The following is a 25,604-nucleotide window of genomic DNA, read 5'->3' as shown; positions in this document are numbered from 1 at the left end:
CACGAGTGGCGGGACGTGCTTACTTGCCGTAGATGTCGAAGGCGAAGTATTTGTCTTGGATTTGCTTGTATTTGCCGTTCTCACGAATGGCAGCGATTGCACTGTTGATCTTGTCCTTCAACGCATCGCCCTTGCGAACCGCGATACCCACGCCGTCGCCGAAGTACTTGACGTCGGTAAAGGCCGGGCCGACGAACGCGAAGCCCTTGCCCGCGTCGGTCTTGAGGAAGCCGTCCTCCAACAGGGTAGCGTCTGCCACGGTGCCGTCGAGGCGGCCGGCGGACACGTCCAGGTAGATCTCGTTCTGCGAACCGTACGGCTTGATCTCGGCACCCAGCGGGGCCAGGACTTCACGGGCGAAACGCTCGTGGATCGAACCGCGCTGTACGCCGATGTTCTTGCCCTTGAGTTCGGCCAGGCCGTCGCTCACCTGGGTACCGGCCTTCATCACCAGACGGGCCGGAGTGTTGTAGTACTTGCCAGTGAAATCAACCGACTTCTTGCGATCTTCTGTGATCGACATCGAAGACAGGATGGCGTCGATCTTGCGGACTTTGAGCGCCGGGATCAGGCCGTCGAACTCTTGCTCGACCCACACGCACTTGACCTTCATCTCTTCGCACAGCGCATTGCCGATGTCGTAGTCGAAACCGACGATGCTGCCGTCCGGAGCCTTGGAAGCAAACGGAGGGTAAGCCGCTTCGATACCGATCTTCAGGGGTTTCTCATCAGCGAATGTTGGCAGGGACAGCACGGACAGTGCCAGGGCGCCAAGCAGCACAAGTTTCTTCATCTTGGGACTCCATCGGTAAAGGGCGAAAACGGCAGAGTGAGCAACAGCCCAATATGCGAATGGGTGGAACGAACTTTGGTGCTGCGTCCGAAATGCGCGCGTTTATTCAACGCACGCCACGACGAGCGAGTGATCGGCATTCTAACGACAGGCCCGAAGCCGATATTTCTTCAATGCGACAACAAATTACAGAAGCACCGAGAAAGCTGTTCGAGCACATTGACAGCCCCGCAAAATCATGCAAGAGCAAAAGAAAGGGAACCGATCCGTGCTGCAAATAGCGGGCCCATTATTCGCAAACCCTTCTAATCCGGCAAGCACAGCGTGTCGGCTTGTTTTCCGAGACGCCCGGAGCCGCCCTATAACGGGGCTTTGCGTTTCACATCGCCCCGTCGTGGCGCCTTTGGTTACACATTTCAAAACACCGGTAACGTTCAGGCACCTCCTACTTTAAACGCCGATATTTATTCATCCACCGAACCCGTGGCGAGGGAGCTTGCTCCCGCTGGGCTGCGCAGCAGCCCCAAAAGCCAGGCACCGCGTTTGTTCAGGCATACCGCATTGGCCGGTTTACGACTGCTGCGCAGCCGAGCGGGAGCAAGCTCCCTCGCCACAAAGGCACCACACTTCAAGCCCTCCCAGCGCGCCCACAAAAAAGCCCCATCCGGCAAATACCGGGCGGGGCTTTTTGGCTCTACACGCGACCGTCAGGCGACGTTCATGGTCTTGTGCGTCTCGATCAGGTGCGCAACGACGCTTGGGTCGGCCAGGGTGGAGATATCACCCAACCCGTCGTACTCCGCCGTGGCGATCTTGCGCAAGATACGGCGCATGATCTTGCCGGAACGGGTTTTCGGCAGCCCCGGCGCCCACTGGATCACGTCCGGCGAGGCAATCGGACCGATCTCCTTGCGCACCCAGTTCTTCAGTTCCAAGCGCAGGGCCTCGCTGGTTTCTTCGCCAGCATTGAGGGTGACATAGACATAGATGCCCTGCCCCTTGATGTCGTGCGGCACACCGACCACCGCCGCTTCGGCGACTTTCGGGTGCGCGACCATGGCGCTCTCGATCTCGGCCGTGCCCATGCGGTGGCCGGACACGTTGAGCACATCATCCACTCGACCGGTGATCCAGTAGTAGCCGTCTTCGTCGCGACGAGCGCCGTCACCAGTGAAATACATGCCGCTGAACGTCTTGAAGTAGGTATCGACAAAACGATCATGGTCGCCATACAGGGTACGGGCCTGGCCTGGCCAGGAATCGAGAATCACCAGATTGCCTTCGGCGGCGCCTTCGATCAGGTTGCCGAGGTTGTCCACCAGCGCCGGCACCACGCCAAAGAACGGACGCGTGGCCGAACCCGGCTTCAACGCCGTGGCGCCTGGCAGTGGGCTGATCAGTACGCCACCGGTTTCGGTCTGCCACCAGGTGTCGACGATCGGGCAACGTTCCTTGCCGACGTTCTTGTAGTACCAGCCCCAGGCTTCCGGGTTGATCGGCTCGCCTACCGATCCCAACAGGCGCAGGCTGCTGCCATCGGCGCCTTCGACGGCGGCGGTGCCTGAGGCCATCATCGCGCGGATGGCGGTCGGCGCGGTGTAGAGGATGTTGACCTTGTGCTTATCGATGACCTTGGCCACCCGGGTGATGTCCGGGTAGTTCGGCACGCCTTCGAACATCAGCGTGGTCGCGCCATTGGCCAGCGGGCCGTAGACGATATAGCTGTGACCGGTAACCCAACCGACGTCGGCGGTGCACCAGTAGACCTCGCCCGGCTTGTAGTCGAACACCCGCTCATGGGTCAGCGCCGCGTAGAGCAAGTAACCGGCGGTAGTGTGCTGCACGCCCTTGGGCTTGCCGGTGGAACCGGAGGTATAGAGGATGAACAGCGCTTCCTCGGCGCCCATTTCCTTCGGCGCGCAAACAGTGCCGGCCACCTTCATCAGGTCTTCGTACCAGATGTCACGGTGCTGGTTCCACTTGATGTTACCGGCGGTGCGCTTGCACACGATGACTTTCTGGATGCTGCTGGTTTCCGGGTTGGTCAGCGCGTCATCGACGTTGGCCTTGAGCGGAATCTTCTTGCCGGCGCGAATGCCTTCGTCGGCGGTGATCACCACTTTGGATTTGCAGTCGATGATCCGGCCAGCCAGGGCTTCGGGCGAAAACCCACCGAACACCACCGAATGGATCGCACCGATCCGGGTGCAGGCGAGCATGGCAACCACGGCTTCGGGAATCATCGGCATGTAGATGGTCACCACGTCGCCGCGATGCACGTCCTGGCCGCGCAGGGCGTTGGCGAACTTGCAGACTTCTTCATGCAGCTCGCGATAGGTGATGTTGCGACTCTCGGACGGGTCATCGCCCTCCCAGATAATCGCGATTTGATCGCCGCGCTCGGCCAAGTGACGGTCGAGGCAGTTATAGGAAACGTTCAAGGTGCCGTCGGCAAACCACTTGATGTCGACATGGTGATCGTCGAAGGACGTCTGCTTCACCGTGGTGAAAGGCTTGATCCAGTCGAGGCGCTTGGCCTGCTCGCGCCAGAAGCCATCCGGGTTGACGACCGACTGCTGGTACATGGCTTTATAGGTCGCCTCGTCAGTCAGCGTATTGGCCGCAACCTCGGGACGAACGGGATACACAGAAGCCGCACTCATCTTTCTTACCTCGGTGACAATAGTTGTTTTTGTATGGTCCCGTTGTAGCCCGGGGCGGGCCTATAGAACCATTCGACGATGGTAGTAACAAGTCCCTACAAAATGTCGGTACTAGCCTTCAACTCCGCCCCTGCAAGCGCTCCTTTGCGAGAACCCGCTTGCTCGGGATCCGCCAGATGCTCAGTGCATCCTGAGCCGATTATTGCCAGAACGATCAATAGTGTTTATCAAAACCGAGACTGTTTAGCCCTGCCCTCGCCTCCTAAAATCAGCCTCGCCAACCGGCAAAAAGATTGACGCAACACAGCCCCCACGAAGGCCGTTGATCGAACTTTCCCAACATCTGCTCCACACGCAGCCCCAAAAAGGCGGCGTGACCCCACTCGACCTCAAAAAAGGTGAAATTCAAATGAAAGCTTTATGGGCCCTGGTCCTCGGCAGCCTTTGCGCCACCGCAATGGCTGGCGAAACCCCAATCAAAGCCGGGCAGCGAAAACCGGCAATTGAGGACTACAGCTACTCCACTCACCTGGACATTACCAAAGTCATCTCCATGAGTACGATCCCGAACGTTTGCGAAGTGGTCCCAGCCCAAATGGAATACGATGACTCCAAGGGGCAGCGCCACATCCTGCGCTACCGCGTCATGGGCAATGGTTGCTCCAGCGATTGATCACGACTGGCGCTTTCCAAGGCCCGATTCCGGTCGGGCCTGGTTGTGTCTGAAGCAACCAAAAAACGTCATAAAACACAACATGTAGTGCAAAACCGCAAAAACCGATCATTTTCTGATCAAAAAAATCCGTCATCCACCCCATGCAAAAAAAATCTTCAATGACCAAAGCCTTGTAAACCCTCGCTCCCACGCGGATATCTCCCCCGCCAGCTCTTCTGTGAGCTATTTCGCCGCACCACGTAGGCAAAAAAGTCCTTATAATGCCGCCTTAAACGGGCCTGCAATATTCCCTTACAGGGGTCAGAACCAGCCTGAAGCCCACGCAACGGTCGATACGCCGGTGCGTTCACAGCCGCTTCAGTAAACCCGTACTTTTTTCTGTTTATTGCCTGCGTCAGCTGCTGCAACAAACGATTTTCCAAGATCCACCGCGGCCAGTAGGCCTTTCAATGGGCATCTGGCCCTCACGCAGGAGACGACACGTCATGCTGAGCTGGGACGAATTCGACAAAGAAGACGACGGCGAAGTCGCGGTAAAAGGCGCCAACGCCGGCCACGCTTCTGAAGCCAACATGGACCGCCTCGACAGCGCCGGCGGTGCCGCCGCGCTCGAAGCCCGTGCCGTGACGGCCAGCGACTCGGCCGCGATCATTCGCGCCAAGGCCGCCCTCGATAAACTCGACGTTGCCGAAGGCCTCGCCGAACTCGAAGGCGCCTCCGCCCGTGTCGCCGTCGATGAAAAGCGCATGATCAACTGCCGCGCCGACCTCAACCAGCTCGTGCCTTTCAAGTACGACTGGGCCTGGCAGAAGTACCTGGACGGCTGCGCAAACCACTGGATGCCGCAAGAAGTCAACATGACCGCCGACATCGCCCTCTGGAAAACCCCGGAAGGCCTGACCGACGACGAACGCCGCATCGTGATGCGCAACCTGGGCTTCTTCTCCACCGCCGACTCCCTGGTCGCCAACAACCTGGTCCTGGCCGTGTACCGCCTGATCACCAACCCGGAGTGCCGCCAGTACATCCTGCGCCAGGCCTTTGAAGAGGCGATCCACACCCACGCCTACCAGTACTGCATCGAATCGCTGGCCATGGATGAAGGCGAGATCTTCAACATGTACCACGAGATCCCATCGGTCGCGAAGAAAGCCGCCTGGGGCCTGAAATATACCCGTTCGATCTCCGATCCGAAGTTCGAAACCGGCACCCCGGACACCGACAAAGAGTTGCTGCGCAACCTGATCGCCTACTACTGCGTCCTGGAAGGCATCTTCTTCTACTGCGGCTTCACCCAGATCCTCTCCATGGGCCGCCGCAACAAAATGACCGGCGTCGCCGAGCAGTTCCAGTACATCCTGCGCGACGAGTCCATGCACCTTAACTTCGGCATCGACGTGATCAACCAGATCAAAATCGAAAACCCACACCTGTGGGACGCCGAGATGAAGGAAGAAGCAACCCAGATGATCCTGCAAGGGACCCAACTGGAAATCGAATACGCCCGCGACACCATGCCTCGCGGCGTGCTGGGCATGAACGCGGCGATGATGGAGGACTACCTCAAGTTCATCGCCAACCGTCGCTTGTCGCAGATTGGGTTGAAGGAAGAGTATCCGGGGACGACGAATCCGTTCCCTTGGATGAGCGAGATCATGGACTTGAAGAAAGAGAAGAATTTCTTTGAGACTCGGGTGATTGAATATCAGACGGGTGGGGCGCTTAGCTGGGATTGATGTCTAAGTCCTAAGTTGAACCATCAGCGACTTAACTAAAAACCCCGTGAAAACGGGGTTTTTTATATTTCTGCAGCACCAAAGCCGCGTTTAACTCTGGGACCGGAACGCTACCTTTACCCTACGCAAAACTCAGAATCGTTCCGTATTGACGCCGCATCTCCTCGTTATCTGTTATGCCCACGAAAGCGCAGCTCTGTTCTCCGTGTACCTCGGAGACCCATCATGTCTGATGCTTACATTCCGGCGGTTTCTACCCGTCACAACGTCCATCTGCATGCCCTCTTGGTTGAAAACCAGGCTTGGTTCAGCGCCTCCGATTTGGGTCGCTTGATGAGCAAGCACCTCGATGAACGCATGACCCGCAAGCTTGACCCTGACCAGCGCAGGATGATGCTCATGCACATCCACGGCTTGACCGAAGAGCGTCTGATGCTGAGCGAGTCGGGCGTTTATGCATTGCTGGTTTATCACTACTGCCCTGAGTATCGATTGCTGCGTGAGTGGATCACGCATCAGGTAGTGCCTACCCTGCGGGATGAACGCTACTCGCATAAGATGGAACGACCTACGTTGAGTGTGCTGGATTGGCCGAAGATTTCGCTGTGCATGCTGCACTGGCAGGATGAGCCATGGATTCGTTTGCGGGATATGCCGGCGGTGCTGGTGGATGATCCGTTTAGCCAGCATGAATCCTGGTGGCGGAAAGCCTCTCGGATTATGCGAGGGTTTTGAGCTTCAATCGGAAGCCGTCGTCCGTGTTCGGGCGGCGGTTTTTTGTCGGGGATATGGAATTGGGGCTGCTACGCAGCCCAGCGGGAGCAAGCTCCCTCGCCACGGGAGTTGAGACGGCGACGCGGCAAGCTCCGTGAGTTTGAGAGCACCAATGCCAGTTCAGCCTGTTGAAAAAAGACCCAAGGAGACATGTAATGACGAAAAAAATAAGAACTGAGGCCTTCGAGTCGATTCACAGCTCGGCCGAAGCGCTGCTGAAAATCGGCGCTATCGACATGGCCACTATGCGGGAGTTCGATGAGGCCTGCATAACCGAGGTGTCTGCTGAAGTCTTAGAGCAAGAAGGCTCGTCTGAACTCAAAGCTGGCCGCCCTCAAAACCATCAATGACTTCTTCGGAGGAACGGCCAAACTCCGCCGACATCCAAATCTTCCCCTTCAACCGCCCAGGCTTGCGCGCCTGCGGTGTATCGATATGGGGCACCAGATCCAGATAAGGCTTGCCGGCCTTGGTGATCACCACGCTGTCGCCCCGCCATGCACGTGCACCCAGTTGAAAGAGCTGGGACTTTGCTTCGTGTAGGGTTACTCGCAGTTGCTCGCTCATACACCGCTCCAATGATTTAGCTGGACCAAGCTTGAGTGCTCGATAGGTTCTAGCTGGCGCTTCTAGTCACTGTCCTGAGGTTTGTCACTTAATCGGCCTTGCCGCCATCCTTGGTCTTCGTAACAACGCTACCAAGCTGTGCTGCGGTTTTGCGTCGGGGATTAGCGCCGCGAACAGGCGTTTCAGGATCCGTTTTTCGTTTCTGTGGGGGCGGTGCGTAGATGGATGTTGCAGCCTTCGTCAGCCCCAATCGCAGCCCGAACTTTCTCAGAATACATTCGAGCGTGTTGATGGTCGGGTTACCCTTGTCCTTCTCGATCTGGTACAGGGCCTTGGTCGACATCTTGCACATGACAGCAAAGGTTTCCTGATCCAGCCCGGTCACTTCAAGCCGTAGTCGGCGGATAGCGGTTCCCAGGGTTTCAAATCCCGTCACATGCTGCGTGACGATGTCGGCAATAATCTCCCTGCGTTGTTCGACGGTGGGCTCATTCATCGAAGTTCCTAGTCGCTGTTTTCGGCATTATATTGCCGACTATCTGAGAGATCGGGCTATAACCGGCATTATAGTTCCGATTACTCCGTGTAAGGAACTGCAGAACGGGGGCTGCTTCGCAGCCCAGCGGGGATAAATCCCCTCGCCACGGGTTGCTGTCAGGGCGCAAGTAGAGGGCAGGCTTGATGATCGGGTTGGGGATTGGGAATCGCGAGCAGGCTCACTCCCACAGAGTTTGTGGTGCGTTGAAACTTTGGATGCAGCCCGCCGCGTCCTTCGGTATTAATACACTTCCTCTCACGGACCCGAGCCCGATGAAATTCGATACTGCCTACTGCCTCAGCCTCGATGCCAAGCTTTCGATCTATGACGTTCGGGATCTGAATTTCGACGAGACCATGGCCTTCGATTCGGCCAAGGAGCGCTTTCAGTGCCCCAACGATGCCTGTCGGGCGGCGTTTGATGAGGAGAATCGGCTGACGACGTTCAACGCCAAGAACGTCAATTACATCCGCACGCCACATTTCAAGAATCAACCTACTACCCAGCATATCGAGGGTTGCCCGTATGTCAGTCCGAAGATGCCGGGGCTGGGTCTGGAGAGTGGCGAGGCAGAAACGGATGATGGCCGTGAAGAGCATTTTCCGTCGGAGCTGTTGCTGACTCGGCGTGAGTACATTCGCAAGCCGTCGGATCAGCCGAAGGATCTTGCTGCGACTCGGCCCACGTCGAATCTTCCATCGTCCCACGGTGACAACGCCCATTCGGCCCAGGACTCGACACCCGACAAGACCAGCGTCTTCGCCCACCCGGTGGAGTGTTTCGTCTCGAACTTCGCGGACAAGGACCTGCTCAAGAGCAAGCCGCTGAAGATTGGCGAGCACACGGCGCCCTATGGGTCGTTCTTCAAGAAAATTGATTACTTGCAGGACAACAAGGGTTTGATTTACTGGGGCAAGATCAAGCAGATCAAGGATTACACGCTGAGCTTTCGCATCGATTTCGAAGCAAAGGTCTGGTTCAAGCAGCCGGACGAGGCGAAGAAGAAGCCTTACTCGGTCAACGTTTACCTGAGCAAGAAGCTGATCGATAACTACCGCAAGCGCAAAGCTTTCCTGGCAGAGATCAAGCATGCAATCGACAGTGACGCGCCGTTGTATTGCTTCTTTTATGGCGTGACGCCGGAGTTGAAGCAGGTGCCGAGCAAGAAGAACCCCGAAGAAACGTTCGGGGTGTTCAGTGCCAGTATCGAGAGCCTGGATCACTTCATTATTCGGGAGGCGCCGGGGTTGTCCGAGAAGTGACTTGCAGCACCACGCTTTTTATTGCGTCTCCAACCACCACAACCGGCAAACTCAGCGGGTTGCCGTGGGATTACACCGTCGTACTGTGTCAGAAAACCGCGTCGGAACAAGATGGAACATCGTGGAAAACTGGGACATGCCCCGAGTGCCTGGCTGGAGAAGACCGCTGGTCATTGATCAAAAAAATGAGATTGAAGTGGACTCAAAACAACTGTACAAAAACACAGTATTTTTCGAATCCATCGCTTTGGAGCACCCCATGGCCTCTCTCGCAATCAAAACCACCTTGGAACGCATCGCGGTCTATCAATTCACCCCCGCTCACAGCCAGCAGGCCCGAGCCATGCTGGGCTGGAGTGTCGAAGAGCTGTCGCGACAGTCCGGCGTCTCGGTCCGGGCCATTCGGCGCTTCGAGGCCGGTGGCGAGCTGCTTGACGTGACGCGCCTGGCGCTGGCCTTCCGGCTGGAGGCCGAAGGGTTGGTGTTCTTCCCGGGTTTCGCTCCGGGACGCGGCATGAATATCAAAGGCGCCACGCCAGATCCGATGGAGCGGTCGGACTACGCAATGATCGAATAAACGAGCCGGGCGTCAGGCCATGCCGGTCTGGTTCTGATAAGCCGAGGGCTCCACGTCCAGCCACCAGGCGCGGCCACGTTGCGGTTGCGTCAGGGTGAATGCTTCGCCCATTTGCGGCGTAGTGATGCAAACGTTGCGCTCCCAGGCCAGCGCCAGGATGCGGTCGAAAGGTTCATACCAGGCGTGCATCGCCAGGTCGAACGTGCCGTTGTGGATCGGCAAGAGCCAACGGCCCTTCAGATCGATATGGGCCTGCAAGGTCTGCTCCGGCTGCATGTGGACATGGGGCCAATCGACGTTATAGGCGCCGGTTTCCATCAGCGTCAGGTCAAAGGGCCCGTATTGCTCGCCGATGCGTTTGAAACCATCGAAATAACCGGTGTCGCCACTGAAGAAAACTCGCGTGTCGCCATCGATCATTACCCATGAGGCCCATAGCGTGCCATTGCTGTCGAACAGGCCGCGCCCGGAGAAGTGCTGGGACGGCGTGGCAACAAATTCGATGCCCGCCACCTCGGTGCCTTGCCACCAGTCCAACTGGCGCACCTTGCCGGCGTCGATACCCCACTTGACCAAGGTATCGCCCACGCCAAGCGGTGCCAGGAAATAGCGAGTCTTGGCGGCGAGTTTCAGGATGGCGTGATGATCGAGGTGGTCGTAATGGTCATGGGAAAGGATCACCGCTTCGATCGGTGGCAGCTCCTCAAGGCTGATGGGCGGCTGATGAAAACGCTTCGGCCCGGCCCACTGCACGGGCGAGGCGCGCTCGGAGAAAACCGGATCGGTCAGCCAGAATTTGTCCCGCAGCTTGAGCAACACGGTGGAATGGCCGAGACGGAAGACGCTGTGGTTCGGCGCCGCCAGAAGGGCGGCGCGAGTCAACGGTCGAACGTCGATGGTGCCCGCAGGCCGTGTATTGCGCGGTTTATGGAAGATCATGTTCCAGATGACGCGCAAGGTTGTGCCAAAACCCTCACGTGGCGTAACGGCATGATTGCGGTATTTGCCCTGTTCATGCCGTGACGAAGGATTTTCGGTCGAAAAAGAAGGGTTGGTCATGTGCGATAACTCCAAGGGCGTCGGCGCGCTGCACTTCGCCGTCGTGGGACGCTGGATGGCCGTTGCAATGCACGCTCAGCCACTTGAATCAAAAACTACACTACATGGTGTAGTTTCTAGATTGCATGAATCTCCTGGGCAAGTAAACTGCCGGGTGTAACTTCTTTTTTCCTACCGACAAATGCCCATGACCGTACCGCAGCGCCTTACCGAGCGAAAACGCGAAGCCATCCTTCAATCCGCGATTGCGGAGTTTCGCAGCAGCGGTTTCGAGATCACCAGCATGGACAGGATCGCGGCGACTGCCGGCGTCTCGAAACGCACGGTGTATAACCACTTCCCCAGCAAGGAAGCCCTGTTCGCCGAGATTCTGAATCGACTATGGAACAGCATCACGGCAGAACAGCTCACCCCTTACGCCACGGATCAGCCTTTACGCGATCAGCTTCGAACGCTGCTTCAAGCCAAATTGCACATGCTGGCGGACGAGAATTTTCTCGACCTGGCGCGCATCGCCATCGCCGCAACGATCCACTCTCCGGAGCGGGCCCAAGACATGGTTGCGCGTATGGGCGAGCGTGAAGAAGGCTTGACCGTCTGGATTCGCATGGCCCAGGCCGACGGTCGATTGAAACCGGTTGACCCGGCATTCGCTGCCCAACAGATGCATGGGCTGATCAAGACATTCGCTTTCTGGCCGCAGATTTCCATGGGCCAGCCGAGCCTTGCATCGCCTGAACAGGCCCAGGTGATCGAATCTGCGTTGGACATGTTCCTGGCCTGTTACCAACGCTGAACCTCAGCTGCGCCGCAGAGTGCGCCCCAGCTCATCGAACAGCGTCACCACCGAGCGCAACGCGCGGCAGTCCGGTCGGGTCAGGAGCCAGAGCGCCGTGTCATACCCGGCCAATGGCTCACCAACGGGCGTCAGGCCCTGGTTGCCATCGATCAAAAAGTCCGGCAGTGCCGCCACTCCCAAACCGGCCCGCACCAGTTCGGTGACAGAAAGCATGCTATTACAACGATAGGCCGGCACCACCCCAGGCAAGTGCTGGCGGCGCCAGGCCACGGTGGGGTGATCAGGCAGGAAATCGTCCGGTGCGATCCAGGTCATGGACGCCAGGTCCCGCAGACTCGTCGAGCGCAGATACGCGTCGCCAGCACATACCCGATAAACCACATTGCCCAGATTGCGTCCCACCAGATGTTCCGGCGGCGTACGGGTCAAGCGCAAGGCAATGTCGGCATCGCGGCGGCTCAGGTTGGCGAAGTCGTTCGAGGTGCTCAGCTCCAGCGTCAACGCTGGATAAGCGGGCATGAACCGCGCCAACGCCGGCAGCAGCAATGCCTGCAGGACCGCGTCGGTACACGTCAGGCGCACCGTGCCGCTGACTACCTGGCCGCCCTGCTCCACGCCGACGCGCGCCGCCTCCAAAGCCTGTTCGGCACGTTCGGCTTGTTCGGCCAACGCCTGGGCCAGGCTCGTGGGTAAATACCCGGAACGGCTCTTTTCGAACAATGGCTGGCCCAGGGCCGCCTCCAGCCGACGTACCGAACGAAACACCGTCGATACATCCACGTGCAATAGCCGAGCGGCCCGGGCCAGCGAGCCGCCACGGACCAACGCCAGGATCAGGGACAGATCGGGATAGTCGAGACGATAGTGCGTCGCTGCATTGATCACTTGGGTAAACGCCAATATTGATTGCACAAACGCCAATCTATAGTGACGACCATGAATCAACAAGCGGCGGACCTCCCATGGAAAATCAGCATCCGTTAAACATCGCCCTGGTCGGCGACCACGACCCACGCATCACCGCGCATCGAGCGATCCCCCTCGCACTTGAGCTGGCTGCCAAGCAAACCGGCCATTCCATTCGTCTGCAATGGCTGGCAACACCGCTTATCGAGAACGCTGTGCTGGAGAACTTCGACGGTGTCTGGTGCGTACCCGGCAGCCCTTACCAAAACGAAAACGGCGCCTTACAAGCCATTCGTTTTGCCCGCGAACGGCTTCGCCCTTTCTTGGGCACCTGCGGCGGTTTTCAACATGCTGTGCTGGAATATGCCCGTAATGTGATGGGCTGGGCCGATGCCGTTCATGGTGAAACCTCTCCAGAAGCTGAACGGCCGCTGCTGACGCCGCTGAGCTGTGCCTTGGTCGAAACCATCGACAGCCTTCAGTTCGAGGCGGGCTCGCTGATTGCCAAGGCCTATGGCCGACAGACCGCGTTCGAGGGCTACCATTGCCGCTTCGGGGTCAATCCGGATTTTGAAAAAGACTTGCTGAGCCAGCGCCTGCACGCCGTTGCCCGGGATTCGGCCGACGACTTGCGAGCGGTGGAGCTGCGGGACCATCCGTTCTTTGTCTCCACGCTGTTCCAACCTGAACGTGCCGCATTAGAAGGACGGGTGCCCCCGCTGGTCCGCGCATTTGTCGAAGCCTGCGCGAGGAAAATATCATGAGCGCTGATCAATCTGTGGCGTGGTGGCTGGGAAGCTTTCGTGGCGAGGGAGCTCCCTCGCCACAAAACCGTGCCGTTCCAAAAATCTTTGTTGGCCCCACAGGGTTTTCTATTCAGTTCAACATCGAGTGCTCAGCCTTCCACCAACTGCCGCACCGCCATGATTTCCGGCAGATCGCTACGGGCCATGTACAGCCGCAACGGTTCGGTGAGGTTGATCCGGTCGTCGACGTGCTGGTCCAGCAGCAACTGGATTCGCTCGCGGTTGAGGGTCATGGCGCCGTCAGCCGCTGGAGTCCAGACGAATTCACTGGTGGGGATGATGCCGTCGTCGGCCACGTCCATGCCGAAGGCATCTTCGCTGAAACGCACAATGTACTGGCCGGTCTTGCGGTTCAGGCCGACGAAGCCCTTGAGCTGGTCCGCGGCCTGGCAGATGAATGTGGAAGTGGTGCGCATGGTAAACCTCAGGACGTCTGATTGATGGTTTACACGCAGGGCAAGCGAATACAGATTTTGAGGTTTCCCTCTGGCGGGGAAACTGGTGCCGCCAAGGTTACTTCAAAACATCCCGAAAATGCGTGGGAAAGATCTGCATCGCACAGGTTTATGACGGTCTGGCGATAGCGCCGAGCGCGTTCAGTTGTTAAAAGAGAGGTCTTTACACCCACGAAAGGACCTCGAACATGCCTGTCACACTCCCCCGTAGCGCGTTGATGCTGAGCCTGTTGCTCGGTTTCGGTCAGGCACATGCCGCCGAAGTCCCGAATCCCAAGGCCCTGGCAACCCTCCAAGGTATCCCCCACCCGGCGGTCATCGCCCATCGCGGTGCATCGTTCGACGCGCCGGAGTCCACCGCCGCGGCCTATAAACTGGCGCGTGACCTGGGCGCCGATTATCTGGAGCTCGACCTGCAACGCAGCAAGGACGGCGTGCTGTTCGTCTTGCACGACGACAGCCTGTTGCGCACCACCGATGTCGCGACCAGGTTTCCCGAGCGCAAGGACAAGACCGCCAACGAATTCACCATGGCCGAGCTCAAGACGCTGGACGCCGGCAGCTGGTTCAACGCGGCCTACCCGGATCGCGCGCGTCCTTCATACGCGGGTCTGAAAATCCTGACGCTGGACGAAGTCATCAACATCGCCGAGGGCAACCCGCAACACAAACCAGGGCTGTACATCGAGACCAAGGAGCCCAAGCTGTTTCCAGGCATCGAGCGCGACCTCAAGGACAAGCTGCAAGATCGTGGCTGGTTGAGCCCGGCAGGCTCCAAGCTGGCCAAGGGCGCCATCGGGGTAGGCCAAGGAAAGGGCAAGGTGGTATTGCAAACCTTCGAAAAGAGCAGCCTGGAACTGCTGCACAAGGAAATGCCGAAGGTGCCGAAAATCCTGTTGCTGTGGGTCGGCGAAGGCAATATCGAGCCCAAGTCCAAGGTGACGTTTGCCGAATCCGGCGAAACCGACAAGGCGGCGTACTACGCCAAACAGGAACCCAAGGATAAGGCCGAGTTCGAACAATGGGTCCAGTACGCCAAGGCCCAAGGCGCCATCGGCACCGGTCCTTCGGCGGCGTTGACCCATGGCGGCAGCCAGAGCTACACGGACCTGGTGCAGCCGTGGATGAACCAGTACACCCATGACCAAGGTTTACTGGTACATGTCTACACTGTGGATGAGCCGGTGGACTTCCAGAACGTGATGAATGCCGGCGTGGATGGCATTTTCACCAACCGGGCCAGTGAGTTGCTCAAGTACTTCAAGCGTCCCGAAACCGGCAGTGTGGCGCAACTATTGGAGAAGAACGGCTACTGAAGCATCAGGGCCGGATCGGGGCAGTTGCTGCAAGTTTTCCGAATTAAGGGTGAATTAAGTTGCCACAGATAATCTGAACCCACTTAAACGAATCACCCTTTAACGACACCAAGGAAAGACCTCATGAAAACGTTGACTGCCCTGTTCACCGCTGCCGCCCTGACCCTCACCGCCGGCCTGGCCCAGGCTGATGTTCGAATCGACCAGATTCCCCAGTTGGTCAAGGACGGCAAAATCAAATCGCTGGAATCGATGAATGCCGAAGCCCTGAAGTTGCACCCGGGCGCCACCATCACCGATACCGACCTGGACAATCACTTCAACGGCTATGAATATGAAGTGGAACTGAAAACCGCCGATGGCAAAGAGTATGACGTCGATTTTGATGCTACAACCGGCAAAGTCCTGAGCAACAAGCAAGATACTTGATCCCTCGATAAAGAGCCGCGCAACTTCCAAGTTGCGCGGTTTTTCTTTGCATCCGCCGAATGTAAACCGCTGCCGATCAGCCAACCCAGTCCAACCGTCACAAAACCTTCAAAAAACCCTGCAATGATGCCGCTCAAGTGAACCTGTCATCGCCACGACAGGCACTTCCCGCCAGCGAGCCTTCATGAACCACAGCATCGACCAAAGCCACCGCGATCCGGACCTGTTCGGCCTGCTCTACGGGTTTCGCTTCCGCCCCGGCGAACGCGGGCGAGAGATCGATTCGGCCCAGGCCCTGCGAAGCCTGCAGCAACCGGAGGATGCCGACGAATTCCTCTGGCTGCACCTGAACCTGGCTCATGCCGCTTGTGAGCGCTGGATGAAAAACCATCTGGCCTTGCCCGTGGAGTTTTTCGAAGCGTTGCACGAAGGCTCGCGCTCGACCCGCATCGAACACGTGGACTCAGCCTTGCTGGCCGTGGTGAACGATGTGGTATTCAACCTCAGCAACCTGGTGTCCTCGGATGTGTCCACGTTGTGGGTTTGCGTCCACAGTCGGCTGATAGTCAGCGCACGCCTGCAACCGCTGCACTCGGTCGACAAGCTGCGCTCGTCGGTCAAGGCCGGGGAACACTTTCGCTCGCCGCTTGAACTACTCGTGCATTTATTGCGCGACCAAGGCGAAGTGCTCACCCAGATCGTGCGCAAGACCAGCCTCAGCGTCGACCAGATCGAAGACCAACTGCTGTCTTCGCGCGTGTCCAACAACCGCGCCGAGCTAGGCAGCCAACGCCGGATACTGGTGCGCCTGCAACGCCTGCTGGCATTGGAGCCGGGTTCGTTGCTGCGTCTGCTCAATCGCCCACCGCAGTGGTTGCAGAAAGAAGACGTCAAGGAGCTGCGCAAATCCACCGAGGAGTTCGCGTTGATCATCAACGACCTCACCGCCCTTGGCGAGCGGATCAAATTGCTGCAGGAAGAAATTGCCGCCAACCTCAACGAACAGAGCAACCGCACGCTGTTCACCCTGACGGTGGTCACGGTGCTGGCGCTGCCCATCAACATCATTGCCGGTTTTTTTGGCATGAATGTCGGCGGTGTGCCGTTGGCCGGTGATGACCACGGCTTCTGGATCCTGGTGGCGTTGGTGGCGACCTTCACCGTGATTGCAGGCCGATGGGCATTTCGCAAGCGGCGCGATTACTGAGATTGGCCCACCTCGGGCTCGCATAAGCTGTTGTGGCGAGGGAGCTTGCTCCCGCTCGGCTGCGCAGCAGTCGTAAAAGCTGCCTACCGTTTTATTCCTGACCCACCGCGTTGAATGGCTTTAGGGCTGCTACGCAGCCCAGCGGGAGCAAGCTCCCTCGCCACGGGTGTTAATCAGACCCTATTGCAAACAGGTCAACGCTCTCAGGCACTCAACCGCGCCGTCACTTCATTCAACTGCCCGGACAACCCGTGCAGATCCCGGCTCGCCGCTTCGGTGCGCTGCACGTTGTCCAGGTTGGTGCTGGCAATGCAGGTGATTTCTGTCAGGTTGCGCGAGATGTCCTCGGCCACCGAGGTCTGCTCTTCCGCAGCCGTAGCGATCTGGCGGTTCATGTCGCGAATCGCTTCGACCGCATGAGTGATGCGTTCGAGCATCTCGCCGGCCTGGGTCACTTGCTCGACACTTTCTTCGCTGCGCGACTGCCCGCTTTCGATGGCTTGGGCCGCGTCCACCGCACCGGTTTGCACCGTCTGGATGATCTGGTTGATCTCGATGATCGACGACGCCGTGCGCTGGGCGAGGCTGCGTACTTCATCGGCGACCACCGCAAAACCACGCCCTGCCTCACCGGCTCGAGCGGCTTCGATGGCGGCATTGAGGGCCAGCAGGTTGGTCTGTTCGGCAATTCCGCGAATGACTTCCAGCACCTTGCCGATGCGACCGCTGTCGGTTTCCAGGCGACGAATGACCGTGGCGGTGTTGGCGATTTCGCCGCGCATCTGGGTGATGGTGTGGATGGTGCCTTGCATCACCTTCTCGCCCTGTTGCGCCGAGTGATCGGCCTCATCGGCGGCCCGAGCGGCGTCGGCGGCATGGCGGGCGACTTCCTGGGCGGTGGCGGACATTTCGTTCATCGCCGTCGCCACCTGATCGGTGCGTTCGAATTGTTCGCTCGTCCCCTGGCTCATCAGGCTGGCGATGGCATTGAGCTCACCGCTGGCGCTGTCCAGCTCCGTCGCACTGCGTTGCAGGCGCGTGAAGGTTTCGGCGAGGAAATCGCGCAGCGTATTCGCCGCCAGGGCCAGGTCGCCCAACTCATCCTGGCGGGTGCTGGTGACGCGTTCGCCAAAACGCCCGCGGCTCAGTTGAGTCACGTATTCGATCAGGTTACGGATGGGCTGCACCAGGTTGCGGTTGATCAGCCACAGGCTCAGCAGCCAGACCAGCAGCCCCGAGACAAGCATGATCACAGTGCCCAGCATGATCGTGCGATCGGCACCGGCACTGATCAGCGCCGATTGTTCATCACCCAGTTTATGCAGCTCGACCACCAGCTCGCTCATCTGCTCACTGGTCGCACGGTCGACACCCTTGACCGCCGCGTCACCCGCCGAAGCGTCGCCGCCTGCCGCCACAAACGCATCACGGCCCTTTTGATAGCCCGCACCTAGCTGGGCATGTTCGCCCCGCAGACGTTCGATGCGTGATCTGATGGGAGCGGGAACCCCTTCGTGCTTGATCAATTCGCCCAAGAGGCTCTGGACGTCGCCCTGACGCGCCTCGAACTGCTTCCAGTATTTATCCAGCTCCGCCGGTTGCTTGCCACGCAGCAAGACGTTCTTCCACTCCTGGACCTGAACTTTGAATTGCAGGTTGGCCTCATCGATCAATTGCGACGCACGCAACGGGCCATCAATCAGGTTGCGATAATTGTGAATGCCATCGGAAAGGAAATGAAAGGACGCCAGGGCGATCAACAGCATCGCCAGCAGGCTACCCGTCAGCAAGGCAAGGATCTGGGCTCTCAGGGATTTTTGTAGGAACATGCAATCGATCTCTTCAAATAAAGGACCTCCATGTCCAGGGTCCACTGTCGCAACTGAGCGTGGAAGATATGAACATGGGATCGGCCCGCATCCAGTGTTCTTGAGCCTTGGCGACCATCGGTAGCGGCGTCGTTTTTCCCCGGTGGTCATGACTTGTCCAGACAATCCCTTTTGTCGCGCATCGGGGTTTAAAAGTCTTTTTGTCATTTCTCCTGGGGTATCCTGCCCACGCTTTGTACAAGCGCGGATCTACCCGATCGATCAACAGACTTTGCGAGGAGCGCGATATGCACGAGATTCCTAATCTCCCCTTCCCAAGCCTGCACGAACCTGAGCAGACGACCACGCTACAAGCCGGGGGGCAACCCGACGCCCAGCAACCCGAGCCGCCGCAAGCCACTGAACGCCGCCAGGCCGACAGCGACGACTGATACACCCGCACCAACAGACTGTGGAAAGCGCTAAGATGCGCTTTCCACACCGCCTGAATTCCGAGCCCCGTACCATGACCGATGACATCCCTACCTTCAGCGAAGCCCAGGCCAGCATGCTGATCGGCACAGCGGAAAAAATGGTCGATATCTGGACCCGCCTTTCTCCTGAGAAACAAGCCACCCTGCTGGCTCGGTTCGGCACGGAGGAAAATGCCCTTGCTGCGTTGGTGACCACACATCTGGTCGCTGACAAAAACACAGCTGAACCGCCGCCCGGCAAATAGTTTTACTTTTCCAGTCGCCATCCCCACGGTCGCCGCTATCATAAGCAGCCTATCTATCCAGCTGCCCCGTGGACCTTTTACCCATGCCAGATCCCCAGCGCCCCTTGGCGGTCACGCTGCAAGTCGTCTCCATCGTCCTGTTCACTTTCATCGGCTACCTGAATATCGGCATTCCCCTGGCCGTGCTGCCCGGCTTCGTCCATGGCGAACTGGGTTTCGGCGCGGTGATCGCCGGGCTGGTAATCAGCGTCCAGTACTTGGCCACCTTGCTCAGCCGTCCTTATGCGGGACGCATCATCGACAACCTGGGCAGCAAGCGCGCAGTGATGTTCGGCCTCGCCGGCTGCGGACTGAGCGGTGTGTTCATGCTGGTGTCTGCCTGGACGCCACACCTGCCGACATTCAGCCTGATCAGCCTGCTGATCGGTCGCCTGGTGTTGGGCAGTGCGGAAAGCCTGGTGGGCTCGGGTTCGATTGGCTGGGGCATCGGCCGAGTCGGGGCGGCGAACACCGCCAAAGTGATTTCCTGGAACGGAATTGCCAGTTACGGCGCGCTGGCGATCGGTGCCCCGCTGGGGGTTTGGCTAGTCAATGCGTTGGGACTTTGGAGCATGGGCGTCAGCATCATTGCGCTCGGCCTGCTGGGGCTGGCATTGGCTTGGCGCAAGACCGCGGCGCCCATCGTCTCTGGCGAACGCCTGCCCTTCATGCACGTGTTAGGACGAGTGCTTCCCCACGGCTGCGGGCTGGCCCTGGGGTCCATCGGGTTCGGCACCATCGCGACTTTCATTACCCTGTACTACGCGACACAGCACTGGGATAACGCCGTGCTGTGCCTGAGCCTGTTCGGCGCCAGCTTCATCGGCGCACGCTTGCTGTTCGGCAACCTGATCAACCGTCTCGGTGGGTTCCGGGTGGCGATCGCCTGCCTGTCGGTGGAAACCCTCGGTCTGTTGCTGTTGTGGTTGGCGCCGGATGCGCAGTGGGCCCTGGCGGGTGCGGCGTTGAGTGGTTTTGGTTTCTCGCTGGTATTCCCGGCGCTGGGCGTGGAAGCGGTCAACCTGGTGCCGGCCTCCAGTCGTGGGGCGGCGGTGGGTGCTTATTCGCTGTTCATCGACTTGTCGCTGGGCATCACCGGTCCGCTGGCCGGTGCGATTGCCGCAGGGTTCGGCTTTGCCTCGATCTTCCTGTTCGCCGCGCTGGCGGCGTTGGGCGGGCTGGCGTTGAGCGTCTACCTGTATCGCCAGGCACCTCGCTACCGTGAAGAACGGGAAAAGAACTAGAAATCCACCTTGCCGCGACCGGCCTTGATCGAACCGCGCTTGGTCTTGGATTCCAGGCGGCGCTTTTTTGAGCCCAAGGTCGGCTTGGTCGGGCGGCGCTTCTTTTCGACTTTGGTGGCGCTGAGGATCAACTCGACGAGACGCTCCAGGGCATCGGCGCGGTTCTGCTCCTGCGTACGGTATTGCTGGGCCTTGATGATCAACACGCCTTCGCTGGTAATCCGACTGTCACGCAGCGCCAGCAGCCGCTCCTTGTAGAACTCGGGCAAGGACGAGGCCGGAATGTCGAAGCGCAGGTGCACGGCGCTGGAAACCTTGTTGACGTTCTGCCCGCCGGCGCCTTGGGCGCGGATAGCCGTCAGCTCGATCTCCGCGTCGGGGATGTGCACGTTGTTGGAAATCACCAGCATGGAAAGTGTCCGGTATCAGGCTCCACAGGATACCCCGAATTTTCAGGTGTCTTGCCTTAATGCAACAAACCCGGCACTTGGCCGGGTTTGTCGTATTTCAAGATTGCTTACTTGGCAGTAGCCGCCATCGTCAGTTCATGCCGGGCACTGCGCTTGTTCTTGATCACGTAGCACCCCCACATGAACACCACCCACACCGGAATCGCATAGACCGAGATCTGAATGCCCGGGATCAACAGCATCACGCCCAGGATGAACACCACGAACGCCAGGCAGACGTAGTTGCCGTACGGATACCACAACGCCTTGAACAGCGGCGTCTGGCGAGTCTGGTTCATGTGCTGGCGGAACTTGAAGTGCGAGTAGCTGATCATCGCCCAGTTGATCACCAACGTCGCGACCACCAACGACATCAGTAACTCCAGCGCATGCTGCGGGATCAGGTAGTTCAGCAGCACCGCCACCAGCGTGACCGCCGCCGATGCGAGGATCGAACGCACCGGCACGCCGCGCTTGTCGATTTTCGCCAGGCCCTTGGGCGCATCGCCCTGCTCGGCCATGCCGAGCAACATGCGGCTGTTGCAGTAAGTGCCGCTGTTGTACACCGACAACGCAGCGGTCAACACGACGAAGTTGAGAATGTGCGCCGCGGTGTTGCTGCCCAGCATCGAGAACACCTGGACGAACGGACTGCCGCTGTAGGCATCGCCGGACGCATTGAGCGTGGACAACAGGCTGTCCCACGGCGTCAACGACAGCAGCACCACCAACGCGCCGATGTAGAAAATCAGGATGCGGTAGATCACTTGGTTGATGGCTTTGGGAATCACGGTTTTCGGTTTGTCGGCTTCGGCTGCGGTGAAACCGAGCATTTCCAGGCCGCCAAAGGAGAACATGATGATCGCCATCGCCATGACCAGGCCGCTCACGCCGTTGGGGAAAAATCCGCCATGGGCCCACAGGTTGGTCACCGAGGCTTGCGGGCCGCCGTTACCGCTGACCAGCAAATAGCTGCCCAAGGCAATCATGCCGACAATCGCCACCACCTTGATGATCGCAAACCAGAACTCGGCCTCGCCGAAGACTTTGACATTGGCCAGGTTGATGGCGTTGATCAGGACGAAGAACGCCGCCGCCGACGCCCAGGTCGGGATGTCCGGCGCCCAGTAATGAATGTATTTGCCGACCGCCGTCAGCTCGGACATGCCCACCAGGATATAGAGGATCCAGCAGTTCCAGCCCGACAGGAACCCGGCGAAACCGCCCCAGTATTTATGGGCAAAGTGACTGAAGGAGCCGGCGACGGGCTCTTCGACGATCATTTCACCGAGCTGGCGCATGATCATGAAGGCGATGAACCCGCAGATGGCATAGCCGAGGATCATCGACGGGCCGGCTGATTTCAGCACCCCCGCCGAGCCGAGGAACAGGCCGGTGCCGATCGCGCCGCCGAGGGCGATCAACTGGATGTGGCGATTTTTCAGGCCGCGCTTCAGCTCGCCAGAATGCGTATTTTCTACAACGGTCATGCGTCACCTATTTGTTTTTATCTGTGACGAAATCGGACCCGACACGCTTGTGGCGTGGCGGAGTGAACAAGGCGGATAACCTTGAAAGTGCGTGGGTACGCGAAGGGTCACAGTAAAACGCGGCGCATTGTACACTGCAGTCCCCTCGCTGCCAGACACCACCCGATCAGCGTCTCACCCCGCACTTGAGGTCTGGCGCGCATCTGACCCTTCCCGCGGGCTTGAAACAAGCGCTGCGAAGTAGCAAAAAAACGCGTCAAGCCGGGCCACCCGGCAGCTTTTTCTTACAGCCCTTCCAAATGCCGATACCGGTCCGCTCCAACGGTCAAAACCGTCAGCATTCCTTTACAAGCCGTAACGTAGACTTTCCATGCGGGAAGTTTTCGAAGGATGACCGCAAATTGACGGTAGGTAGCTACCTAACAAAAAAACAAGCCCACATGACTGTTTTCCAAAGGGTAAATCCCCCACGTAAATTAGAATAAAAAATTCATAATAAAAAAATAGATTATTTTTTTGCATTCCAAAAAACCCTCGACTAGGTTTTCCCCCACTTGCCACGGCATCGTGCCGGCGAGTTTTTGCGGTGCCGGTTCGCTCGGGTTCTGCTCACGAATCGGCCCGCGTTTTCCGCAAAAGTCATCTAGGAGATTCACTATGCAAACACTGGACAAAGACTTGGAAACCGAACTGCAACTGGATGAATGGTTCGAGGCACCGACCCATGAAGCCGCCGTCGAAATGATGCAAGCCGACGCCGTCGTTCCGTTCGGCACGGCGATGTGGCCTCTGTAAGCGATACCCGGCGGAGCTGATCCGGCCGGTCGGTTCCGCCACTTTGCTAACAGGACGCCAATCATTCGTCAGGGAAGAATAAGCATGGACACACAACGAGCCATCTCACATTTCCTTTACTACCTCGAACATCATCCCGCCCTGGCCGGCATCCAGCCCGCCAAGGTATTGCTCGGCCACACCGCCGACTACGAAGCATTGACCGGTGCCATCGCCGAACAGGCTGGCAGCGGCTCGCCGTTCCAGTTCAGCGCCATGCGCCTGGATCTCGAAACTACCGAGCGCCTGTCACAGGCCATTGCTGAAAGCGATCTGTACATTTTCTTCTACGACTCTTCCACCCTGCCCAATCCACGTCCCGACGGCCCGGACTTTGTCCGTGCGCTGCAAAGCGTGATGGCGGACAACTGGAAGAAATCGCTGCTGTTCAAAGATTACGGCGACTATTTCTACGACACCTTCAGCGTCATCCCCCAACGCATCGCCGGGCTCAACAGTCACCTCATCCGCCGCATGTCCCAAGCCGCGACCTTGAGTTTCGAAGATGGCCACGGCTCATATTTCGACACGGCGTTGAACGGCGTGAAGAAGTGGACCGACATCAATGGCGTCGGCAACTACGACCTCGCCCCCGGCGAAATTGCTACCCACAGCGACGCCATCAATGGCCAGGTGAAATTCGTCGGGACGTTTCTCAGCACGATTCCGTTCGCTCGTAAATATGGTGTGCTGCAATCGCCGCTGGAGCTGTGGATCGAAGATTCGACCATTCAGAAAATTGCCACCGACGTGCCGGGCCTGGAACACGATTTCAACCGATACCTGGACGCCAACCCATCGAACCGGCGCATCGAGGAGTTGGGAATCGGCACCAACGAAGGCGTCAAGAGCCTGTACGCCCGCAATGCCGGTTTCGAAGAACGCCACTGCGGCCTGCACCTGGGGCTGGGCGGCGGGGCCAAGGGCAGCCATCATCTGGACCTGATCTTTGAAGGCGGTGTGCTGGCGCTGGACAATAAGCCGATGTTTGATGGGCGGTTTGTGCTTTAGGGGCAGTTTTGAGCTGCGAGCTGCAAGCTGCAAGAAAGAGCGGGCACCGAGGGTGTGCCTTATCCGAAACGTATCATTCAGCCAAGCAAAAAAAAAACGCCAACCCAACGGTTGGCGTTTTTTCTTGCCGCTTGCAGCTAGAAACTCACAGCTGCCTCACTCCGGCTTCCGGCGTCCAAACCCTGGACGCTGGCCGGAACCGGCCGGCGCGCCACGGCGTTTGCCTGATGGCGCGTCACGGTCGGCCAGGATGATGCCCGGACGCTTTTTCGGTGCAGGCTTGGCCGGGCGCTTGGTGTCGGCCGGACGGTCGGCGACCGGTGTGCCGCGACCTGCCGGAGCGCCGCGACCTTCGCCACGCTCAGTGCCACGCTCGGTACGGCCGTTGGCCGGACGTGGCGTGCGCGGGCCACGCTCGCCGTCCTGGCGCGGCGCCGGCTTGCGGGCCGGGCGTTCGCCTTCGAGTTGCGGCTCACGGGAAGGACGCGGGCCGGTCGCTGCGCCGTCGGCAGCAGGGCGCAAGGTACGCACGCGCTCGGTCTTGCCCATCGGACGCGAGGACTTGCGCTGCATGCGATCCAGCTTGTCCTTGCTCTTGGCGGTCATCTGCGGCATTGCCACAGGCTTGAGGCCCACTTCGGCCGCCAGGATATCGACTTCCTGCTGGGTCATTTCGCGCCAGCGGCCCATCGGCAGGTCGGAGTTGAGGAACACCGGGCCGAAACGCACGCGTTTCAGGCGGCTGACCACCAGGCCCTGGGATTCCCACAGCCGGCGCACTTCACGGTTCCGGCCTTCCATCACCACGCAGTGGTACCAGTGGTTGAAACCCTCACCGCCTGGGGCCTGCTTGATGTCGGTAAACCGAGCCGGGCCGTCTTCCAGCACAACGCCGGCCTTGAGGCGCTCGATCATTTCGTCATCGACTTCACCACGCACGCGCACGGCGTATTCGCGGTCCATCTCGTAGGACGGGTGCATCAGGCGGTTGGCCAGTTCACCGTCGGTGGTGAACATCAGCAGACCGGTGGTGTTGATGTCCAGGCGACCGATGTTGATCCAGCGGCCTTCTTTCGGACGCGGCATCTTGTCGAACACCGTCGGACGGCCTTCCGGGTCGTCACGGGTGCAGATTTCACCGTCGGGTTTGTTGTACATGATCACGCGGCGCACCGTTTCGGCGGCCTCTTCGCGCTTGATCACCTTGCCATCGATGGTGATAGCGTCGTGCATGTCGACACGCAGGCCCAAGGTGGCATCTTTGCCGTTGACCTTGATGCGGCCCTGGGTGATCCAGGCTTCCACGTCACGGCGCGAGCCGACGCCGATACGGGCGAGGACTTTTTGCAACTTCTCGCCTGCTGGGCCGATTTCCTGGCTGTCGTTCTGGTCTAGGTCTTTCATTTCTGGGCACCTCCCGGTGTGGT

27 protein-coding genes are annotated in these 25,604 nt (G+C 58.9%); 16 read left to right on the top strand and 11 right to left on the bottom strand.

Annotated elements, in window-relative coordinates; genetic code table 11:
• Positions 1–19 precede the first annotated feature (19 nt).
• Positions 20–793 (bottom strand): ABC transporter substrate-binding protein, encoded by a 774-nt coding sequence (locus tag J3P95_RS06985; protein ID WP_434561772.1) that lies wholly within the window; start codon positions 791–793, stop codon positions 20–22.
• Between the two features lie 707 nt (positions 794–1,500).
• On the bottom strand, positions 1,501–3,456 hold the full coding sequence (gene acs / locus J3P95_RS06980; RefSeq protein WP_434561770.1) for an acetate--CoA ligase: 1,956 nt from the start codon (positions 3,454–3,456) through the stop codon (positions 1,501–1,503).
• 409 nt (positions 3,457–3,865) lie between these two features.
• Between acs and J3P95_RS06975 the strand changes: the two genes are divergently transcribed.
• The 4 genes from J3P95_RS06975 (at position 3,866) to J3P95_RS06960 (ending at position 6,992) form a co-directional block, all read left to right on the top strand.
• Positions 3,866–4,129 carry a DUF2790 domain-containing protein gene (locus tag J3P95_RS06975; RefSeq protein ID WP_434578129.1) on the top strand — a complete coding sequence of 88 codons (264 nt, stop codon included), beginning with the start codon at positions 3,866–3,868 and terminating at the stop codon, positions 4,127–4,129.
• 488 nt (positions 4,130–4,617) lie between these two features.
• Positions 4,618–5,868 carry a ribonucleotide-diphosphate reductase subunit beta gene (locus J3P95_RS06970; protein WP_417695946.1) on the top strand — a complete coding sequence of 417 codons (1,251 nt, stop codon included), beginning with the start codon at positions 4,618–4,620 and terminating at the stop codon, positions 5,866–5,868.
• Between the two features lie 225 nt (positions 5,869–6,093).
• Entirely contained in the window at positions 6,094–6,603 is a 510-nt protein-coding gene (locus tag J3P95_RS06965; RefSeq protein ID WP_434578131.1) for a BRO-N domain-containing protein, read from the top strand.
• A gap of 194 nt (positions 6,604–6,797) precedes the next feature.
• Positions 6,798–6,992, top strand: coding sequence for a DNA-binding protein (locus J3P95_RS06960; RefSeq protein WP_434561764.1), 195 nt, complete (start codon positions 6,798–6,800; stop codon positions 6,990–6,992).
• Here the strand turns inward: J3P95_RS06960 and J3P95_RS06955 are convergent.
• Positions 6,961–7,209 carry a type II toxin-antitoxin system Phd/YefM family antitoxin gene (locus tag J3P95_RS06955; RefSeq protein WP_434561762.1) on the bottom strand — a complete coding sequence of 83 codons (249 nt, stop codon included), beginning with the start codon at positions 7,207–7,209 and terminating at the stop codon, positions 6,961–6,963. The two genes, J3P95_RS06960 and J3P95_RS06955, sit on opposite strands and share 32 nt — an antisense overlap.
• Before the next feature lie 88 nt (positions 7,210–7,297).
• On the bottom strand, positions 7,298–7,705 hold the full coding sequence (locus J3P95_RS06950; RefSeq protein ID WP_434578132.1) for a helix-turn-helix domain-containing protein: 408 nt from the start codon (positions 7,703–7,705) through the stop codon (positions 7,298–7,300).
• 314 nt (positions 7,706–8,019) lie between these two features.
• On the opposite strand from J3P95_RS06950, the gene J3P95_RS06945 reads away from it, so the two are divergent.
• On the top strand, positions 8,020–9,009 hold the full coding sequence (locus J3P95_RS06945; RefSeq protein WP_434578134.1) for a hypothetical protein: 990 nt from the start codon (positions 8,020–8,022) through the stop codon (positions 9,007–9,009).
• A gap of 259 nt (positions 9,010–9,268) precedes the next feature.
• Positions 9,269–9,586: a helix-turn-helix domain-containing protein gene (locus tag J3P95_RS06940; protein WP_434561756.1), complete on the top strand. Its 318-nt coding sequence runs from the start codon at positions 9,269–9,271 to the stop codon at positions 9,584–9,586.
• A 12-nt stretch (positions 9,587–9,598) separates the two neighbouring features.
• On the opposite strand, the gene J3P95_RS06935 is transcribed toward J3P95_RS06940, so the two are convergent.
• Positions 9,599–10,645, bottom strand: a complete 1,047-nt coding sequence (locus J3P95_RS06935; RefSeq protein WP_434578136.1) for an MBL fold metallo-hydrolase — start codon at positions 10,643–10,645, stop codon at positions 9,599–9,601.
• A 187-nt stretch (positions 10,646–10,832) separates the two neighbouring features.
• On the opposite strand from J3P95_RS06935, the gene J3P95_RS06930 reads away from it, so the two are divergent.
• Complete coding sequence (locus J3P95_RS06930) at positions 10,833–11,441, top strand: TetR/AcrR family transcriptional regulator (protein WP_434578138.1); 609 nt, start codon at positions 10,833–10,835, stop codon at positions 11,439–11,441.
• A 3-nt stretch (positions 11,442–11,444) separates the two neighbouring features.
• Here J3P95_RS06930 and J3P95_RS06925 read toward each other — a convergent pair whose 3' ends face one another.
• Positions 11,445–12,392, bottom strand: coding sequence for a LysR family transcriptional regulator (locus J3P95_RS06925; protein ID WP_434561750.1), 948 nt, complete (start codon positions 12,390–12,392; stop codon positions 11,445–11,447).
• Positions 12,393–12,406: 14 nt separating this feature from the next.
• Between J3P95_RS06925 and J3P95_RS06920 the strand changes: the two genes are divergently transcribed.
• Positions 12,407–13,114 (top strand): CTP synthase C-terminal region-related (seleno)protein, encoded by a 708-nt coding sequence (locus J3P95_RS06920; protein WP_434563736.1) that lies wholly within the window; start codon positions 12,407–12,409, stop codon positions 13,112–13,114.
• Between the two features lie 131 nt (positions 13,115–13,245).
• Here the strand turns inward: J3P95_RS06920 and J3P95_RS06915 are convergent, their stop codons facing one another.
• Positions 13,246–13,572 (bottom strand): DUF2025 family protein, encoded by a 327-nt coding sequence (locus J3P95_RS06915; RefSeq protein WP_434561748.1) that lies wholly within the window; start codon positions 13,570–13,572, stop codon positions 13,246–13,248.
• Between the two features lie 227 nt (positions 13,573–13,799).
• Here J3P95_RS06915 and J3P95_RS06910 point away from each other — a divergent pair, with 227 nt between their 5' ends.
• From J3P95_RS06910 to J3P95_RS06900, 3 genes are all read left to right on the top strand, one after another.
• Positions 13,800–14,927: a glycerophosphodiester phosphodiesterase gene (locus tag J3P95_RS06910; protein ID WP_434561746.1), complete on the top strand. Its 1,128-nt coding sequence runs from the start codon at positions 13,800–13,802 to the stop codon at positions 14,925–14,927.
• A 123-nt stretch (positions 14,928–15,050) separates the two neighbouring features.
• Positions 15,051–15,356 carry a PepSY domain-containing protein gene (locus J3P95_RS06905; protein ID WP_434578141.1) on the top strand — a complete coding sequence of 102 codons (306 nt, stop codon included), beginning with the start codon at positions 15,051–15,053 and terminating at the stop codon, positions 15,354–15,356.
• A gap of 184 nt (positions 15,357–15,540) precedes the next feature.
• On the top strand, positions 15,541–16,563 hold the full coding sequence (locus tag J3P95_RS06900; RefSeq protein ID WP_434561742.1) for a transporter: 1,023 nt from the start codon (positions 15,541–15,543) through the stop codon (positions 16,561–16,563).
• 203 nt (positions 16,564–16,766) lie between these two features.
• On the opposite strand, the gene J3P95_RS06895 is transcribed toward J3P95_RS06900, so the two are convergent.
• On the bottom strand, positions 16,767–18,392 hold the full coding sequence (locus J3P95_RS06895; RefSeq protein ID WP_434578143.1) for a methyl-accepting chemotaxis protein: 1,626 nt from the start codon (positions 18,390–18,392) through the stop codon (positions 16,767–16,769).
• Positions 18,393–18,679: 287 nt separating this feature from the next.
• Between J3P95_RS06895 and J3P95_RS06890 the strand changes: the two genes are divergently transcribed.
• The 3 genes from J3P95_RS06890 to J3P95_RS06880 all read left to right on the top strand — a co-directional run bounded on the left by J3P95_RS06890 (position 18,680) and on the right by J3P95_RS06880 (position 20,393).
• Complete coding sequence (locus J3P95_RS06890; RefSeq protein WP_434561738.1) at positions 18,680–18,823, top strand: hypothetical protein; 144 nt, start codon at positions 18,680–18,682, stop codon at positions 18,821–18,823.
• A 35-nt stretch (positions 18,824–18,858) separates the two neighbouring features.
• A complete protein-coding gene (locus tag J3P95_RS06885; protein ID WP_434578145.1) occupies positions 18,859–19,110 on the top strand; it encodes a hypothetical protein in 252 nt (83 codons plus the stop codon).
• A gap of 83 nt (positions 19,111–19,193) precedes the next feature.
• Positions 19,194–20,393 carry an MFS transporter gene (locus J3P95_RS06880; RefSeq protein ID WP_186635816.1) on the top strand — a complete coding sequence of 400 codons (1,200 nt, stop codon included), beginning with the start codon at positions 19,194–19,196 and terminating at the stop codon, positions 20,391–20,393.
• Here the strand turns inward: J3P95_RS06880 and arfB are convergent.
• Both arfB and J3P95_RS06870 read right to left on the bottom strand, forming a co-directional pair.
• Positions 20,390–20,803, bottom strand: coding sequence for an alternative ribosome rescue aminoacyl-tRNA hydrolase ArfB (gene arfB, locus J3P95_RS06875; protein ID WP_434578148.1), 414 nt, complete (start codon positions 20,801–20,803; stop codon positions 20,390–20,392). The two genes, J3P95_RS06880 and arfB, sit on opposite strands and share 4 nt — an antisense overlap.
• Positions 20,804–20,910: 107 nt before the next feature.
• On the bottom strand, positions 20,911–22,332 hold the full coding sequence (locus J3P95_RS06870; RefSeq protein ID WP_434578150.1) for an amino acid permease: 1,422 nt from the start codon (positions 22,330–22,332) through the stop codon (positions 20,911–20,913).
• A gap of 657 nt (positions 22,333–22,989) precedes the next feature.
• Here J3P95_RS06870 and J3P95_RS06865 point away from each other — a divergent pair.
• Together J3P95_RS06865 and J3P95_RS06860 are read left to right on the top strand one after the other, a co-directional pair.
• Entirely contained in the window at positions 22,990–23,127 is a 138-nt protein-coding gene (locus J3P95_RS06865; protein WP_042729498.1) for a hypothetical protein, read from the top strand.
• A gap of 84 nt (positions 23,128–23,211) precedes the next feature.
• On the top strand, positions 23,212–24,177 hold the full coding sequence (locus tag J3P95_RS06860) for a leucyl aminopeptidase (protein ID WP_434578152.1): 966 nt from the start codon (positions 23,212–23,214) through the stop codon (positions 24,175–24,177).
• 156 nt (positions 24,178–24,333) lie between these two features.
• On the opposite strand, the gene rluB is transcribed toward J3P95_RS06860, so the two are convergent.
• The gene (gene rluB / locus J3P95_RS06855; protein ID WP_434561728.1) at positions 24,334–25,581 is read right to left on the bottom strand and encodes a 23S rRNA pseudouridine(2605) synthase RluB; all 1,248 of its coding nucleotides are present in this window, start codon (positions 25,579–25,581) and stop codon (positions 24,334–24,336) included.
• Positions 25,582–25,604 lie beyond the last annotated feature (23 nt).

Source organism: Pseudomonas sp. Z5-35 (genome assembly GCF_051131945.1).
In the GTDB taxonomy this organism is placed as follows: domain Bacteria; phylum Pseudomonadota; class Gammaproteobacteria; order Pseudomonadales; family Pseudomonadaceae; genus Aquipseudomonas; species Aquipseudomonas marvdashtae.
This window is presented reverse-complemented; position numbering and strand designations above follow the sequence as displayed.

Coding starts and splice junctions, on each gene's coding strand:
- J3P95_RS06905 (WP_434578141.1), top strand. CDS start 15,051: ATGAAAACGTTGACTGCCCTGTTCACCGCTGCCGCCCTGACCCTCACC.
- J3P95_RS06950 (WP_434578132.1), bottom strand. CDS start 7,705: ATGAATGAGCCCACCGTCGAACAACGCAGGGAGATTATTGCCGACATC.
- J3P95_RS06920 (WP_434563736.1), top strand. CDS start 12,407: ATGGAAAATCAGCATCCGTTAAACATCGCCCTGGTCGGCGACCACGAC.
- J3P95_RS06945 (WP_434578134.1), top strand. CDS start 8,020: ATGAAATTCGATACTGCCTACTGCCTCAGCCTCGATGCCAAGCTTTCG.
- J3P95_RS06885 (WP_434578145.1), top strand. CDS start 18,859: ATGCGCTTTCCACACCGCCTGAATTCCGAGCCCCGTACCATGACCGAT.
- J3P95_RS06880 (WP_186635816.1), top strand. CDS start 19,194: ATGCCAGATCCCCAGCGCCCCTTGGCGGTCACGCTGCAAGTCGTCTCC.
- arfB (WP_434578148.1), bottom strand. CDS start 20,803: ATGCTGGTGATTTCCAACAACGTGCACATCCCCGACGCGGAGATCGAG.
- J3P95_RS06975 (WP_434578129.1), top strand. CDS start 3,866: ATGAAAGCTTTATGGGCCCTGGTCCTCGGCAGCCTTTGCGCCACCGCA.
- J3P95_RS06890 (WP_434561738.1), top strand. CDS start 18,680: ATGCACGAGATTCCTAATCTCCCCTTCCCAAGCCTGCACGAACCTGAG.
- acs (WP_434561770.1), bottom strand. CDS start 3,456: ATGAGTGCGGCTTCTGTGTATCCCGTTCGTCCCGAGGTTGCGGCCAAT.
- rluB (WP_434561728.1), bottom strand. CDS start 25,581: ATGAAAGACCTAGACCAGAACGACAGCCAGGAAATCGGCCCAGCAGGC.
- J3P95_RS06955 (WP_434561762.1), bottom strand. CDS start 7,209: ATGAGCGAGCAACTGCGAGTAACCCTACACGAAGCAAAGTCCCAGCTC.
- J3P95_RS06985 (WP_434561772.1), bottom strand. CDS start 793: ATGAAGAAACTTGTGCTGCTTGGCGCCCTGGCACTGTCCGTGCTGTCC.
- J3P95_RS06865 (WP_042729498.1), top strand. CDS start 22,990: ATGCAAACACTGGACAAAGACTTGGAAACCGAACTGCAACTGGATGAA.
- J3P95_RS06900 (WP_434561742.1), top strand. CDS start 15,541: ATGAACCACAGCATCGACCAAAGCCACCGCGATCCGGACCTGTTCGGC.
- J3P95_RS06860 (WP_434578152.1), top strand. CDS start 23,212: ATGGACACACAACGAGCCATCTCACATTTCCTTTACTACCTCGAACAT.
- J3P95_RS06910 (WP_434561746.1), top strand. CDS start 13,800: ATGCCTGTCACACTCCCCCGTAGCGCGTTGATGCTGAGCCTGTTGCTC.
- J3P95_RS06970 (WP_417695946.1), top strand. CDS start 4,618: ATGCTGAGCTGGGACGAATTCGACAAAGAAGACGACGGCGAAGTCGCG.
- J3P95_RS06935 (WP_434578136.1), bottom strand. CDS start 10,645: ATGACCAACCCTTCTTTTTCGACCGAAAATCCTTCGTCACGGCATGAA.
- J3P95_RS06915 (WP_434561748.1), bottom strand. CDS start 13,572: ATGCGCACCACTTCCACATTCATCTGCCAGGCCGCGGACCAGCTCAAG.
- J3P95_RS06895 (WP_434578143.1), bottom strand. CDS start 18,392: ATGTTCCTACAAAAATCCCTGAGAGCCCAGATCCTTGCCTTGCTGACG.
- J3P95_RS06930 (WP_434578138.1), top strand. CDS start 10,833: ATGACCGTACCGCAGCGCCTTACCGAGCGAAAACGCGAAGCCATCCTT.
- J3P95_RS06870 (WP_434578150.1), bottom strand. CDS start 22,332: ATGACCGTTGTAGAAAATACGCATTCTGGCGAGCTGAAGCGCGGCCTG.
- J3P95_RS06940 (WP_434561756.1), top strand. CDS start 9,269: ATGGCCTCTCTCGCAATCAAAACCACCTTGGAACGCATCGCGGTCTAT.
- J3P95_RS06965 (WP_434578131.1), top strand. CDS start 6,094: ATGTCTGATGCTTACATTCCGGCGGTTTCTACCCGTCACAACGTCCAT.
- J3P95_RS06960 (WP_434561764.1), top strand. CDS start 6,798: ATGACGAAAAAAATAAGAACTGAGGCCTTCGAGTCGATTCACAGCTCG.